This window comes from Halobacterium bonnevillei (genome assembly GCF_009831555.1).
Classification (GTDB): Archaea; Halobacteriota; Halobacteria; order Halobacteriales; family Halobacteriaceae; genus Halobacterium; species Halobacterium bonnevillei.
Window position 1 is genome coordinate 1 of the sequence record NZ_WUUU01000074.1, and the last position, 14062, is coordinate 14062.

The 14062-nt window shown below is 67.6% G+C and carries 16 protein-coding genes, 2 tRNA genes and 1 pseudogene; 11 read left to right on the forward strand and 8 right to left on the reverse strand.

Annotated elements, in window-relative coordinates:
• The first annotated feature begins 173 nt into the window (after positions 1-173).
• Both GRX66_RS10210 and GRX66_RS10215 read left to right on the forward strand, forming a co-directional pair.
• Entirely contained in the window at positions 174-500 is a 327-nt protein-coding gene (locus tag GRX66_RS10210; protein WP_159526465.1) for a dihydroneopterin aldolase family protein, read from the forward strand.
• A 98-nt stretch (positions 501-598) separates the two neighbouring features.
• Positions 599-1045 carry a DUF5790 family protein gene (locus tag GRX66_RS10215; RefSeq protein ID WP_159526466.1) on the forward strand — a complete coding sequence of 149 codons (447 nt, stop codon included), beginning with the start codon at positions 599-601 and terminating at the stop codon, positions 1043-1045.
• 75 nt (positions 1046-1120) lie between these two features.
• Here the strand turns inward: GRX66_RS10215 and GRX66_RS10220 are convergent, their stop codons facing one another.
• Entirely contained in the window at positions 1121-1858 is a 738-nt protein-coding gene (locus GRX66_RS10220; RefSeq protein ID WP_159526467.1) for a creatininase family protein, read from the reverse strand.
• A 92-nt stretch (positions 1859-1950) separates the two neighbouring features.
• Between GRX66_RS10220 and GRX66_RS10225 the strand changes: the two genes are divergently transcribed.
• On the forward strand, positions 1951-2238 hold the full coding sequence (locus GRX66_RS10225; RefSeq protein WP_159526468.1) for a DUF5789 family protein: 288 nt from the start codon (positions 1951-1953) through the stop codon (positions 2236-2238).
• Between the two features lie 95 nt (positions 2239-2333).
• On the opposite strand, the gene GRX66_RS10230 is transcribed toward GRX66_RS10225, so the two are convergent.
• Both GRX66_RS10230 and GRX66_RS10235 read right to left on the reverse strand, forming a co-directional pair.
• Positions 2334-4253 (reverse strand): ABC transporter ATP-binding protein, encoded by a 1920-nt coding sequence (locus tag GRX66_RS10230; RefSeq protein WP_159526469.1) that lies wholly within the window; start codon positions 4251-4253, stop codon positions 2334-2336.
• Between the two features lie 180 nt (positions 4254-4433).
• The gene (locus GRX66_RS10235; protein ID WP_159526470.1) at positions 4434-4976 is read right to left on the reverse strand and encodes a DUF192 domain-containing protein; all 543 of its coding nucleotides are present in this window, start codon (positions 4974-4976) and stop codon (positions 4434-4436) included.
• An 82-nt stretch (positions 4977-5058) separates the two neighbouring features.
• Here GRX66_RS10235 and GRX66_RS10240 point away from each other — a divergent pair.
• Positions 5059-5132, forward strand: a tRNA-Val gene (locus tag GRX66_RS10240).
• A 235-nt stretch (positions 5133-5367) separates the two neighbouring features.
• Here GRX66_RS10240 and GRX66_RS10245 read toward each other — a convergent pair.
• Entirely contained in the window at positions 5368-5826 is a 459-nt protein-coding gene (locus tag GRX66_RS10245; protein ID WP_159526471.1) for a hypothetical protein, read from the reverse strand.
• Positions 5827-6038: 212 nt separating this feature from the next.
• A complete protein-coding gene (nikR, locus tag GRX66_RS10250) occupies positions 6039-6467 on the reverse strand; it encodes a nickel-responsive transcriptional regulator NikR (protein ID WP_159526472.1) in 429 nt (142 codons plus the stop codon).
• 341 nt (positions 6468-6808) lie between these two features.
• On the opposite strand from nikR, the gene GRX66_RS10255 reads away from it, so the two are divergent.
• The 5 genes from GRX66_RS10255 (at position 6809) to GRX66_RS10270 (ending at position 10869) form a co-directional block, all read left to right on the forward strand.
• Positions 6809-6882 (forward strand) — tRNA-Phe (locus GRX66_RS10255).
• Between the two features lie 492 nt (positions 6883-7374).
• On the forward strand, positions 7375-8367 hold the full coding sequence (locus tag GRX66_RS10260) for a glycosyltransferase (protein ID WP_325064055.1): 993 nt from the start codon (positions 7375-7377) through the stop codon (positions 8365-8367).
• Positions 8364-9659, forward strand: a complete 1296-nt coding sequence (locus GRX66_RS10265) for an alpha/beta hydrolase family protein (protein WP_325064056.1) — start codon at positions 8364-8366, stop codon at positions 9657-9659. The genes GRX66_RS10260 and GRX66_RS10265 overlap by 4 nt, the downstream gene beginning before the upstream one ends.
• 165 nt (positions 9660-9824) lie before the next feature.
• Positions 9825-9953, forward strand: coding sequence for a hypothetical protein (locus GRX66_RS20310; RefSeq protein ID WP_267903078.1), 129 nt, complete (start codon positions 9825-9827; stop codon positions 9951-9953).
• A gap of 46 nt (positions 9954-9999) precedes the next feature.
• The gene (locus tag GRX66_RS10270) at positions 10000-10869 is read left to right on the forward strand and encodes a M48 family metallopeptidase (protein ID WP_159526473.1); all 870 of its coding nucleotides are present in this window, start codon (positions 10000-10002) and stop codon (positions 10867-10869) included.
• A gap of 97 nt (positions 10870-10966) precedes the next feature.
• Here GRX66_RS10270 and GRX66_RS10275 read toward each other — a convergent pair whose 3' ends face one another.
• Positions 10967-11464 (reverse strand): metal-dependent hydrolase, encoded by a 498-nt coding sequence (locus GRX66_RS10275; protein ID WP_159526474.1) that lies wholly within the window; start codon positions 11462-11464, stop codon positions 10967-10969.
• 179 nt (positions 11465-11643) lie between these two features.
• On the opposite strand from GRX66_RS10275, the gene GRX66_RS10280 reads away from it, so the two are divergent.
• Together GRX66_RS10280 and GRX66_RS10285 are read left to right on the forward strand one after the other, a co-directional pair.
• Complete coding sequence (locus tag GRX66_RS10280; protein WP_159526475.1) at positions 11644-12303, forward strand: HAD family hydrolase; 660 nt, start codon at positions 11644-11646, stop codon at positions 12301-12303.
• A gap of 199 nt (positions 12304-12502) precedes the next feature.
• Positions 12503-12697 (forward strand): cold-shock protein, encoded by a 195-nt coding sequence (locus GRX66_RS10285; protein ID WP_157501931.1) that lies wholly within the window; start codon positions 12503-12505, stop codon positions 12695-12697.
• A 105-nt stretch (positions 12698-12802) separates the two neighbouring features.
• Here GRX66_RS10285 and GRX66_RS10290 read toward each other — a convergent pair whose 3' ends face one another.
• Both GRX66_RS10290 and GRX66_RS10295 read right to left on the reverse strand, forming a co-directional pair.
• Positions 12803-13642, reverse strand: a complete 840-nt coding sequence (locus GRX66_RS10290) for an aldo/keto reductase (protein WP_159526476.1) — start codon at positions 13640-13642, stop codon at positions 12803-12805.
• A 46-nt stretch (positions 13643-13688) separates the two neighbouring features.
• Positions 13689-14062, reverse strand: a pseudogene (locus GRX66_RS10295) (MarR family transcriptional regulator); the annotation flags it as partial.

Consider the following 14062-nt stretch of genomic DNA (forward strand, 5'->3'; position numbering starts at 1 on the left):
GCCGGTCCAGGCGCGCTGGCCGTCGCCGCGCTCGTGCTGTCCGGTGACAGCCTCCCGACGTGGGTACACGTCGCCGTCGGCGCGAGCGTCGCGGCCGGCATCCTCGGGTACGCGCTGGTCGTCGCGGGCACGGTCAACGACAACGATTAACGGCCGTCGTTCGTTGCCACGGTATGGCAACTGACGCCCAGCAGGCGTGTTTCGAGGCGGGCATCAAGTTCGGTGCGCTCTACCACCAGTTCGCGGGGACGCCGGTGAGTCCGGCGAGCGCGCCGAGCCTCGAGACCGCCATCGAGGAGTCCATCGAGAACCAGCCGTTCTGCGAGGCAGTTACCGTCGACATCCACACCGAGCGACTCGACACCGACCACGGGTACACCGAGCTCACGGGCGAGTACATGGACGTCGAACTGGTCGTCGACTACGAGGACCGCGAGGTCGTCGCGGCGATGACGATGCAGGACGGCTATCCGCTGATGGAGCTGGCGAGCGTCGAATAACGGGCGTCCGCGGACCCGCACGGCCGACCGGCGCACGAACGCCGTTCACGTCCACTCTGGGGCGGACTTTTAAACCCGCGGCGAGCGAATCACGGGACATGAGTCAGTCATCGCTGGACGACGAGGAACTGTTCGGGGAGGCCGCCGAGGAGATGCGCGCGGACGTCGAGGAGCATCTCGCGGCCGCCCGCGAACAGCTCCCGACCGCGGACGGCATCTGGGACGTCGACTCGGAGAACACGCTGGGCGTGCTGAACGCGCTGCGCTCGGCGTTCGACGTCGAGGGCGCCGAAGAACACCTCCGGGACGCGAAGAAGGCGTTCGTCGTCGGGGAGCGCGCGGACGCATTCGAGGACGCCGAGAGCCTCGAGGCCGACATCGAGGCCGTCGAGAACGTGCTCGGGGACGTCGAGACGGCGCGCGAGGAGGTCGGCGAACTCGCGGCGACGATTCCGGAGCTCCGCGGCGCGCTCGAGGACGCCCACGCGGCGTCCGACGACGACAGCGCTGCGGGCGACGACGCCGACGACGAGGACGAAGCGTAAGCGCCCTCTCGGGTCGATACTGCCTGTCCGCCGGCTACTCGGGACGAGGGCGGGCTGCAATGTGGTCGTCGCTGGCTACTTGTGTGGCGGCCGGCTGACGTCGCGGTCGGCGACGGCGTCGAGGAGGTCGCACAGGGAGTTCCGCGCGAGCGAGAGGAGTTCCTCCCCGCGGTCGGCGTCGCCCTCGGTCGGGTCGCCGACGACGCCGTTGTCGGTGAACTCGGCGCTGTCGGCGGCGAGGTTGACGTGTGACTGCCAATCCCCCCAGCCGTCGCTGGCGCCGTCGCGAGCGGCCTTGACGCGGTCCTCGCGGACGAGTTTCGGGTGGCTGTGCCGGAGGAACGCCGTCTCCAGGGGGCCGGCGTGTCCCATGTCGTCGCTGTGGGCGCCGACAGCGTCGAACCACGTGAACGGCACGGCGTACGCGTCGTCGCGGCGAATGATTCGCTCGCAGACCTCGCCGAGCGCGGGGACGTTGCCGCCGTGCCCGTTCACGACGACGACGCGGTCCCAGCCGTGGCTGGCGAGGCTCGCCACGACCTCCCGGACGTTCGCGCGGAACGTGTCCGGGGACACCCACAGCGTCCCCGTGAACTGGCGGTGCTCCTCGGAGACGCCGACGGTGAGCGGCGGCGCCACCACGACTTCGCGGTCGTAGCTCGACGCAGCGGCCTGCGCGACGGTTTCGGCCGCGAGGTAGTCGGTGCCCAGCGGTGCGTGCGGACCGTGCTGTTCGGTGCTGCCGACCGGGAGCACCGCGAGGTCCGTGTCCGCGTCGTCCGCGTCTGACCAGGTCGCGTCCGCGAGTCGCATACACACGTCAATGCGCGCCCGCGATTTGTACTCTGCCCCTCCGTCACGAGACGGCCACAATCTGCTTCAACGGCGCCGCCGAACCACCTCGTATGGCGGAGCGCGTCACACTCCGAGCGCTCGAAGCCGAACTCAGTGCCGAAAACTACCCGCTCACCAGGGAGGCGGTCCTCGACGAGTACGGCGACGTCGTCCTCGACCTCCCGGGCGGCGAGGAAGCCCTCGCGGACGCGCTCGCCCGCGTCGGTGCTGACGACTTCCCCGACCACGCGGCCGTCGTTGCGAGTATCAACACCGGCATCGGGGGCGACGGCGTCGGTCGGCGCGACTACACCGACCGAGGCGGCAACGCGGACAGCCGAAAGCACGAGAGTTTCTAGGCGTCAACGGCAGTCGACAGCGCGAGCGTCTCTCGACGCCCCGGTAGTCGCTGGGCGCTACCACGAGTGCGTGAGAGCCTTGTCGCCTGCCGCCGTCAGTCCTCGATGTCGTCGTCGACGGTGGCGGTGCGTTCGGCGGCGCGCTCGACGAACTCGTCGGGGAGTTCGTCGATCTCGCCCGCCTGGACGCCCCAGAGGTTCGCGTAGAGGCCGTCCTCCGCGAGGAGGTCCTCGTGGGTGCCGCGTTCGACGATCTCGCCGCCCTCGAGGACGACGATCTTGTCGGCGTCCTTGATCGTGGAGAGGCGGTGCGCGATGGAGAACGTCGTGCGGTCGGCGGTGAGCCGGTCGAGGCTGCGCTGGATGAGCATCTCCGTCTCCGTGTCGACGTCGCTTGTGGCTTCGTCGAGCACGAGAATCTCGGGGTCCTTGAGGATGGCGCGCGCGATGTCGATGCGCTGGCGCTGGCCGCCCGAGAGTTTCACGCCGCGCTCCCCGACCTCGGTGTCGTAGCCCGCTGGGAGGTTCTGGATGAACTCGTGGGCTTCCGCGGCCTTCGCGGCCGCGACGACGTCCTCGCGGTCCGCGTCGAAGGTCCCGTACTTGATGTTCTCCTCGACGGTGCCGTAGAACAGGAACGTGTCCTGGCTGACGTAGCCGATGTGGCGGCGGAGACTCGGCAGCGTCGCCTCGGAGATGTCCTGGCCGTCGATGCGGATCTCGCCCTCGTCGACGTCGTACATCCGCAACAGGAGTTTGAGCACGGTGGACTTGCCGGCGCCCGTCGGCCCGACGAGCGCGAGCGTCTCGCCGCCCTCGACCTCGAAGGAGATGTCCTCGACGATGCGTTCCGCCTCGCCGTACCCGAAGGAGACGTCCTCGTAGACGACGTCGCCGTCGTCGACCTGGAGTTCGTCGGCGTCCGGGTTCTCCTCGATGCGCGAGGGTTCGTTCATCAGCCCGAAGATGCGTTCGCTGGACGCGCGCGCCCGCTGGTACATGTTGATGATCTGGCCGAACTGCGCCATCGGCCAGACGAACTGCTGGCTGAGGAGGATGAACGTCACGAACTCCCCCTCCGCGAGCGACCCGGAGAAGAACAGCGGCGGGCCGCCGATGACCCAGAGGCCGCCGAAGATGAACGTCAACACGAACCCGACGCCGGAGATGATGCGGAGCGCGGGGAAGAACTTGATGCGGATCGTAATCGCGCCCCAGTTGGCGTCGAAGTACCCCTGGGAGACGTCGTCGACGCGCTCGGACTCGTAGTCCTCGGTGTTCGACGTCTTGATGACCTGGATGCCGCCGAGGTTGTTCTCCAGCCGGGAGTTCAAGTGGCCGACCGACGACCGGACGTCGGCGTACTTCGGCTGGATCGCTTTCACGAACTTGTACGTGAACAGCGCGATGATGGGCACCGGCAACATTGTGAGGACGGCGAGCTGCCAGTTCACGTAGAACAGGTAGAAGCCGATGGCGACGACCATCACGGACAGCCGGAACGCGGAGTTCAAGCCGTCGTTGAGGAACCGCTCGAGGCGGTTGACGTCGTTGGAGAGGATGGACATCATCTCGCCGGTCTGCTTGGTTGCGAAGAAGTCCATGTTCAGCCGCTGCATCTTGTCGTACGTGTCGGTGCGGATCTCGTGCTGGATGTGCTGGCTGAAGGAGTTCCACCCCCAGTTGCGCACCCAGTGGAACGCCGCGCCGAGGAGGAAACTCCCCGCGATGAGCCCGCCCATGAACACGAGTCGGCCGCCGTCCGTCGGAGGAACCCACTCCCGGGGGAGGTACGGCAGGAAGGGCTTGTTCTGCTGGATCACAGAGTCGATTGCGAGCCCCAGGAGGATCGGGGGAGCGAGGTCCAGCACGCGAGCGAAGATGCTGGCGATGATGGCCACGGCGGCCTCGAAGTAGTGGGCCCGCCCGTACCCGTCGAACAGGCTCACCATCGCGTTGTCGACCTCCTCCCGTTGTTCCTCGAAGGGGTCGTCGTCGTCCGTCGCTGTACTCATTCCTCTGAGTGAAAGTGAGGGCTCGCTAAAAAGACTTCCCTACGAATCGAAACACACCCTGGGTGCGGGCTGCCGGCTACGCGGTGGGGAGACGCGAGGAGCGAATTCGGACAAGACGCGCGCAAGGAACTCCGTCAGACGCGACTGACGAACCCGACCAGACGCGACTGACGGACCGGGCTACCGTTCGATGTGGATGCGGTCCCCGACCTCGACGCCGTGCTCGGTCGTCCAGTTGTACGGGACTTCCAGCACCCACTGCCCGACGCCGCCGTACCCGGTGAGGTCCTCGTTGTCGTCCTCGACGGGCGCGTGATGGATCTGCGTGATGCGGCCGTCAGCGCCGACGAACACGATGTCGATGGGGAACGACATCGACCGCATCACGAACGTCCGCATCGCCTCGTCGCCGTACACGAACAACATCCCCTCGTTCGGCCCGAGGGAGTCGTGCTCGCTGAGGCCCGTGTAGCGTTCCCCGGCCGTCTCCGCGAGTTCCACCGTCACCGCACCGAGTTCCTCGCCGGACTCGTCCTCGATGGTGACGCGGGGGCGTTCGAGTGCCGTAGTTTGCGTGGCGGTCTGGCCGTCGGTGTTCGTCGTCGGTTCCGGCGTCGTCGGTTCCGGCGTCGCTGTCGTCGTCCCCGGGTCGCTCCCCGCCGGGAATCCCGTGCAGCCGGCAACCACGACCAGGACCGCCACGGCGAACGTGCGTTCGACCATGCACACGGGTTCGGCGTCCCGCGGTTTGGACGTTCCGCTGAATGGAAACGGTTTAGGACGCGCGACGGTTCGGTTCGAACGTGGGTTCGTGGTCTAGTTGGTTATGACGCGGCCCTTACAAGGCCGAGGTCGGTGGTTCGAATCCGCCCGAACCCACTCTACTGCACTCACGCCGACGAGCACCGCGTAGCGTGTGCGAGTCGCGTGAAACGGTGATGGGGTGAGGGCGGATTCGAACCCTGGAAGACGCAGCGCGCGAACGCAGTGAGCGCGACCATCTTCCTCCGGTGAGAATCCGTCCGAACCAACTCGCTTTCTGCGACGAACGGACACGAGGAGCGAAATAAGTGTGAGGGCGGTTCGAACCCTAGAGGAACAGTCCCGCCCGTCCTCACCGGCCAGCGTCGGAGCCACCGTGACTCTGGAACAAGGTAACACCCAGACGCAGGAGACCGCCCAGCATGAACGCCAGCGTCCCCAGTACGACCGCTTCGACCGCCAGGAACACGAGCCCCTCCAACTCGACAAAATACGCGAACTGGTCGCCGAAGCCGCGGCCCGACAGCCCGAAGAACGCGTGGTCGGCGTGATACCCGAGCAGCGCCGCGTACGCGACCAGCCAGGCGGCCAGGAGGCCGCGGCGAGCGTACCCAATCCAGACCCCGGCAATCACGCCGACGGTCGCGGCGTCGGACGGAATGAATACGACGCCACCGGAGACGGCGAACAGCTCCAGTGCGTACGCCGCCAGGGTTGCCGCAAAGACGCCGACAGCGCCGGCCACCACGAGGGAGCGCCGGGCCGCGGGATGCTTCGTCCCGACGAGCAGGGAACGGAGTGCCGGATTCATACCTCGATCGACTCGTGAGAGACAAATAATCCTTCGTGGGGGCAACGGCGCCGTTCACCCACCAGCAGTCGCCGACGGACGTTGCTGTCCAGCGCGATTCACGGGTCGCCTGGCTCGAGCGACCCGAGGGTCCGTCAGTACCAGCGAGCACGCGTCTCTGTGACGGCGTTCGCCGAGTTCCGGCCGCACACGCCCTCCGACCGCGGGCGTGGTCAATCCATGTCCGCGAGCGGGCCGAAGTCGTCGACGGGCAGCACGGAGTAATCGATGGTGAGGGTGTCTTTCGTCGCGCGGATCTTCCCGACGAACGTCGAGATGTCCTCGAGGGACCCCTCGAGGACGAACAGTTCCATGCAGTGGTGACCGCCGACGTGGCTGTGGAAGTTCGACGCGACGAGGTCCTCGTGTTCGTGGCGGAGGTGCATCATCTTCTCCTCGACGCTGGTCGTCTCGTAGTCGAAGACGACAGTGACGACGCCCATGAGATCGCGACCCTCGAGTTTCTGGTCCTCGAACTCACCGAGGAGGTCGCGGCTCGCCTCCCGGATGACCTCGCTGCGGCCGGTGTAGCCGTGGTCGTCCGCGAACTGGTCGATTCGTTCGAGTAGCTCCTCGGGCATCGAGACGCTGACGACGCTCATGTAACAACCTAGCCCGAGTCAAATGTTAAGGATTGTTATCTCGGCGCCGATCCGCTCGCCTCGAGACGACCGACCCCACGTCAGCCCGCCGGAGCGCGGCAGAGGCCCGCACTGAACGATGCCAAGCGAGAGTCCCCACAAGCCAACGCAGGCTCGTCCAGTGAGTTCGCCCGCGGCCGCCACTCGTAGCGGCCGTCGGCTGCGGCCGCTGCAGCCGAAATGGTCGTCGCTGGAGGCGAGACTGGTCCCCGACGGACGCCCACAACGCGGACGGAACAACACCGCCGCCCGGGCCGGATTCGAAACCCTTTTTCCTACTACTGCCGTCTCGTCAACTGCGAGCCGCCTTAGCTCAGACTGGGAGAGCACTCGACTGAAGATCGAGCTGTCCCCCGTTCAAATCGGGGAGGCGGCATTTTCCTCCGACCGAAGGGAGCAGTGAAAATGCTCCCGACCCGAGTTGAGTTCGTGAGTCGCGCGCAACGTAGTGACCACGTCTCACGGCGTTCAAATCGGGGAGGCGGGACGGACGACGAGCTAGTAGCCAGGCTCAACAGCGCCCGTTACGAGACCGGCCCTTGCGCACCGCGGGGACGTAGAGAATGACACAGCGGGCCAGGGTTTTGTCGCAGCAGATCGGCGGAGCGACGCGTGAGACTCCGAATGACACGACTGAAGTAATCAGCCGACCAACATTCGACCGTGCGCGGGTTCGACGACGCGGAGCGAACTGAAATCAGGGAGGGACTCGCGGAGAGCGCCCGGAACGAACGCGGAGAGGGACGGACGTGAATCAGGACACTTCGGCGGCCGGTCTCGCTACTCAGACGGCCCGACGACCGTCTGGCTCGACCGGAATCGAGACGAGGTCGGACGCGGTCGTCGGGCGTCCCGAGTCGGTGGGCTCGTGCCAGTCACCGAACGGAGTCCGGCCGTGACGGACCCCTCGACCGGCCGGGAGGCGTCGGTCCCGACCGAGTCACCGCCGGTGAGCGTGCTCCTGCCGACGGTGACGTGGACCGACGCGTGTCGGGAGGTCTGTGAACAGCTCGGTCCGCGGGACGAGTTGCTGATCGTCTGCGATTCGCCGGACGACCCGGTCGCTGACAGTGCCGCTGCGCGCCTCGACGGCGCCAGACTCGTCGTCGCCGGCGAGCCCGTGGGCTGTTCTGGGAAGTGTAACGCCATCGCTACCGGGATGGAAGCGGCCACAAACGATCGAATCGTCTGGACGGACGACGACTTCCACCATCCGCCGGACTGGCTGGAGCAACTGACGGCAGACTACGAACGCCAGGGCCCCACGACGGAAGCCCCCGTATTCGTCGGCCGGGACCCACTCGCGTACCTGTTAGAGCCGTCCTACGCGACGTCGACGGCGCTGGCCGCCGCAGGTCACATGGCCTGGGGCGGAGCGGTCGTCTTCGACCGGGCGGACGTGGACGAGGGCGCTCTGCTCCATGACCTGCGCCGGACGGTCAACGACGACGGGACCCTCGGCGAACACGTGGATTTCACGGGTGCCGGCCGGACCAGACCGGTCGAGATCGGCGGGACGATACGCGAAACGCTCGAACGCCATACCCGCTTCATGCAGGCGTCCCTCCGGCACGGCCGGGCCGCATGGGGCTTGCTCGCCGTCGTGAGCACACTCATCGGCGTCGCCGCGCTCCTCAATCCCCTCGTCGGCTTCGTCGCGACGACCCTGGGCTACGCGGCCATGTACGCGGCACTTGGAATCCGGCGGTGGACGGTCCTGCTTGCGTATCCGGCAACTGTCCTCGGGCCGGTGCTAATCGCGTACGGGCTCGCACGCAGAACGTTCGTCTGGGGCGGGCGTCGCTACCGCTGGCGGTCGATGTTCGACGTCGAAGTCATCACGTCGCGGGGGCGACCGTGAACGTCCACTTCGAATCGGACGTCCTCGACTACCAGACCCTCCGGGCGATGGCCTACGCTACCTACGGCGGCGCCGAACCTGGCGAGGTGCTGGTCACCGCCGAGCGGATCGACACCACGAGGCCGGGCGAGTGGTACGCCGAATGGAGTCGGACTGCAGAACGGGTCCTCGGGGTCGCCGAAGACGCCGCCGAGTCAGGTAATCGCCGGACTGCCAGGGGCGCGTACTTCCGCGCACACAACTACTTTCGGACGGCGGAGTTCTTCCTCTCCCCGGACGACGAACGGCGACCGTCGACCTACGAACGGAGCGTCGAAGCCTTCAGGGCAGGGGCGGGGAAGCTCCCCCGCCCACCCGAGCGACTGTCCGTCCCCTACGAAGGGGGCTCGCTGCCCGGGTACCTGTTCCTGCCCCACCGTGGGACGAGAGCGGCTGGTGCCAACGATGAGAGGGGGAGAACGGACGGAACGAATGAGACGGGGACCGCGGCACCGCCGTTCCCGACGGTGGTCTGTATCGGCGGCTTCGACTCGATCTGCGAGGAGTTGTACTTCGCGTGTGGCGTGCCAGAAGCGCTCGCGCGCGGCTACGCGGTCGTCTGCTTCGAAGGGCCCGGCCAGGGAGCGCCGCTCCGCGAGGACGGACTGTCAGCGCGCCCTGACTGGGAGCACGTGGTCGGACCGGTCCTCGACGCCCTCGGACCGCGCCCCGAACTCGACGCCGACCGATTCGCCCTGATCGGGCTCTCCTTCGGCGGCTACTACGCGCCCCGAGCCGCCGCGTTCGACGACCGCGTCGCGGCCTGCGTCGCCTTCGATCATATGCACGACCTCTACCGGGCGGCCGCTAGCGAGAGTCCGCGGGCGGCAGCGATTTTCCAGCGGGTCCCCGACACCGTAATCAACGCCGTCGCTACCCTCGGGGAGCGTGTCAGCGCGGAATCCCGGTGGCTGATGGACAACGGGCGGTGGGTCTTCGGCGTCGAGAGCGCCGCCGAGTACATGCGCACCATCCAGGAGTACTCCCTGACCGGCGTGGCGGGCGACATCGACTGTCCGACGCTCGTACTGGCGGGTGAGGACGACCACTTCGTATCCGTCGACCTCGCTCGCGAGTTCGCCGACGAGGTCGGCGAACCGGCCACCCTGCGGGTCTTCGAGACGGCGAGCGGGGCTGGCGAGCACTGCCAGTCCGGAAACCTCTCGATGGCCTGCAGCGTCATCTACGATTGGCTCGACGACGCCCTCGAACAGACGACTGGGCGCCGTCCCGGACACGACCGGGGCCACTGAGACCAAGACGGCGGCACCCACAGCGAGGATGGGACCCCGGTGAGAGTGACAGCCAAAAGAAAACCAGGAATACGAGCGACTCAGCAGGGTTCGACACCTCCGAGGTTGTGTCCGTCGAGCGACAACTAGGCAGATTCTTGGTGGTCGCGGGAATTCGTGACGGCCATGAGTGCAGGTGATCCGCCGGACCGGTCGACAGCTATCGGCGCGGGCGCGGGCGTCGTCATCGCACTCGCCGCCGGCGCGACCGTCTACCACGTCGTGAGCGGCGATTCGTCGGGCGCGTCCCGGTGAAATCGTTGCGATCGAGACCCGGAGTCGGTGACAGCGGACTGGTCCCATGAACGAGGTGAGAACGCTGGCGGTCGTCGTCGTGTTCGTCGTGGGCCTCACGGCCCTCGTCCAGTGGCTGCTGGACGCCCCCGTGTTTGAGCGCGGGGCGGCCTCGTGGCTCCCGGCGAGCGGTGAGGACGCACCCGAGAGAACCGTCGTGCGCGTCGTGCTGGCCGGACTGATTCCCACCGCCTCGCTGGCCGTCGCGGCGGTCCTCGTGTTCACCGCCCCGTTCGACGTCTGGGTGTGGGGGGTCGTCGGACTGCTCGCGGTGACTGTGACGCTCTCCCCGGTCCTCGCAGTGTTCCACCACGACGTCCGCCCGCCGACGCCAGCGGAGGGAGCGCGGCTGGGCGGCGGGCAGGTCGCCCTCGACTGCGAGGTGTTCGTAGTCACCGACGCCCGCGACGGCACGGTGAACGGCTACGCCATCGGCGGCCCGTTCCGGGACATCGTCGGCGTCAGCGAATTCGCGCTCGACACCCTGCCGCCCGCACAGGTGGCCGCGTTGCTCGCCCACGAGGCGTGCCACCACCGGGAGCGCCACGTCCTGGTCCGCGGCGCGGTGAGCGTGATCGTCTTCGGCGTGGGCGCCGCGGTGACGACGACGCTGTTCGACGCTCTGGGCCCGCTCGCTACCGTCGCCCTCGTGTCCACGGTCGTCGTCGAACGAGTGGTCGGGTACCACGTGATGCGGTCGCTGGAGTTCCGGGCCGACGCGGCGGCCGCACGCCAGACCTCCACCGACGCGGTGACCGCTCTCCTCGCGAACCTGAACGACACGGCTGGCGGAGGCCAGGCGCCGGTTCCGGCGGCGTTGCGAGTGTTCTCGACCCATCCGAGCTACGCGGCCCGCATCGCGCGACTTCGCGGGTGACTGCGGGCGTGCCCGGTTTGTGCGGCCGACCACGAGGTGTGACCGCCGAGTCGCCCGGGCCCAGCTACGCGAATCCCCGCCGGATCGTCGTTCGAAGTCAGGCTCGGCGTCGCCGAGAGTACGCTTCCAGCCACGCGACGGGGTTCCTCGGCAGTTCGCCGTAGTACCACAGGAGGCCGAGGCAGCACGCCCAGAGCGCGAGCGTCGGCGCCGGCGAGTGACCGGTCGTGGGGAGGTCCACGTAGACGTTCGTGTCGGTGAGCGGGTAGAGCCACGGGACGCCCTTCGGCGTCGTGGTGTCCACGAGGAGTTGGGACGCGTACCCAACGGCGAACGCGCTCGCCGCGCGACCGCCCCGCGACAGCACGGCGGCTGTCGAGATACCGCCGGCGACCAGGGTGTGCGTGACGCCGCGGTGGACGAGCGGCCAGCCGAGTCCGTCGGGCAGTAGGAGGTCGACGTCGGCAGCGAGCGCGCCGACGACGCCGACGAGCGGACGGTCCAACAGCAGCGCTCCGAGCGTGTAGCCGACGATGGCGTGCGTGGCCAGCGCGACGGCGACCAGGCCAGCGTAGCCACCGGGATACGAACTCACGGACGGGTATCGCAAATAACACCTCATAAAAGTAAGTGGTCGCACTCGCGCGATTTGACGGTCATCGGCCGTCGCGCCCAGGCAGAGTTTCGGCGGCGTAAGCCGCGAGCGTCGGTGGTTCTCGGACTCGCGGGGGTGGGCAATGAAACGCTTATCAGTGTGACCCTCCATTCTAGCGTATGACCTACGACACCGTCGTGTTCGACAACGACGGCGTCCTCGTTGGCCGCACGCGGTACGACGTGCTGGAGGCGGCGACCGAGGACTCGTTTGCGAAATTCGACGTCACCGACCCCGACCCCGACGACATCGAGGAGATGACGATCGGTGCGACGCCCAAGACCGTCGGCGACGTCTGTAGCAGGTACGGACTGAGCCCCCACGAGTTCTGGCCGACCCGCGACCAGACCGTCGCGGAAGCCCAGTACCAGGAAGTCCGGGAGGGCCGCAAGACGCTCTACGACGACCTCGACACACTCCACGACCTGGACGTCTCGATGGGCATCGTGAGCTCAAACCAGCAGGCCACCGTCGACTTCGTGCTCGACCACTTCGAGGTCGACGACCTGTTCGGCGCCGCGTACGGCCGCGAGCCGACGGTGAAGAGCCTCGAGCACCGGAAACCGAACTCCCACTACATCGACCGCGCGCTCGCGGACCTCGACGCCGACTCCGCGCTGTTCGTCGGGGACAACGAGTCCGACGTCCGCGCCGCGGAGAACGCCGGCATCGACTCCGCGTTCATCCGCCGGCCGCACCGCCGCGACTGGGAGTTGAACGTCTGGCCCACCTGGGAGATCGAGGGACTGGACGACCTCCACGACATCGTCGAAGCGTAAACCGACGCGCGGACGGGACTGGCGGCCCGGGAGCGACGCGACACGAGTGTGCGACGAACAGCCTGCCGAGAGCGACAGCGGCCGCGCCAGTGGCGCCAGAGTCGCCAGCGAGCCCCGCAGCGACGCCCTGAGCGCCGGGATTCGCCGATAGCGTAGTCCCACAAAGGTTATCAGTGGGAGGCGAGTGTGTCCAAAAGCAATGGCGACAGGCACCGTTGACTTCTTCAACGACACTGGCGGCTACGGATTCATCGAAACTGAGGACGCGGACGAGGACGTGTTCTTCCACATGGAAGACATCGGCGGCCCGGACCTGGAGGAAGGTCAGGAAGTCGAGTTCGACATCGAGGAGGCCGACAAAGGCCCCCGCGCGACGAACCTCACTCGGCTGTAATTCGGTGATAGGCCGGCGTCTCTGACGCTGGCTCGGGCGTATAGTTTTCAGATATTCACTGTTCATCAGCGACCGCTGTGCGCAGCCGACGCGAGGCGGACTGAGTTACGCCAGCCGTGCGCGGTCCTCGTCCGTGAGGTCGAGGTGGCTGGCGGCGACGTTCGACTCCAGGTGGTCGACGCTGGACGTGCCGGGAATCGGGAGCGTCACGGGCGAGTAATCGAGCAGCCACGCGAGCGCGACCTGGCGGACAGTGGCGTCGTGGTCGTCGGCGACGGCCGCCAGGGCGTCGCGCTTCCCGTCGAGGTCGCCGCCACCCATCGGGAAGTACGGAACGAAACCGATGCCGTAGTCCTCGCAGACTTCGAGGACGTCCTCGTGTTCGCGGTCCGCGACGTTGTACGAGTTCTGGACGGTTGCGACGTCCACGACGTCGCGGGCGGTCTCCAGCTGGTCGACCGTGACGTTGCTGAGGCCGACGTGGTCGACGAGGCCGTCCGCTTGCAGTTCGGCGAACGCGTGGACGGAGTCCTCGAACGGCGTGTCGGGGTCGACGCCGTGGAACTGGTAGAGGTCGATGGAGTCGACGCCGAGGCGGTCCCGGGAGACGAGCGCCTGATTGCGGATGTAGTCCGGATCGCCGTGCCGGAGCCAGTCGCCGGAACGGTTCCGCAGCAAGCCGGCCTTCGTCGCGACGACGGCGTCCGCTGGGTCGAGCGCCTCCCGGATGAGGCGTTCGCTGACGCCGGGGCCGTAGGAGTCGGCGGTGTCGATGAAGTCGACGCCGAGGTCGACCGCGCGCTGGAGGACGTCTCGCGCGTTCGCTTCGTCATCGGGCGGCCCGACGATGTCCTCGCCAGTGATTCGCATCGCGCCGAACCCGAGCCGGCGGACCGTCAGTTCGCCGCCGACGTCGAACGTGTCGCTGTCGTTGTGAGCTGCCATACGGGAACGCGGGCGGCCAGCCCCGTAGGTGTTCGTGCAGCGGACCCTACGGTTTCCACTGGTCGCGGAGCTCCGTCCGGGGCTTCGAGGGGTCGTCGCGCTCCACGAGCGTCCGCATCTGCTGTTGGTTGAACGCGTACGCGCGGTCCTCTCGGACCACGAGCTCGCGGCTCCGGAGTTCGCGGAGTAGCGTGTGAACCGGCTCGATGTCGACGTCCGCGGCGTCGGACAGGTCGTGTGCGGTGGCACCGGGATCGGTCGCGAGTTCGGAGACGACGCGCCACGCGGCGTCGTCGTTGCACTTCGAATCGCGGCGCGCCGCGTTCACGCGCGTCACCACCGGCGGCGCCTGCAAGAGGTCGACGACGGCCTCCGGCGCTGGCTGGTCCTCGTCGCCGGCGCCGTCCTCCAACTGGAGGC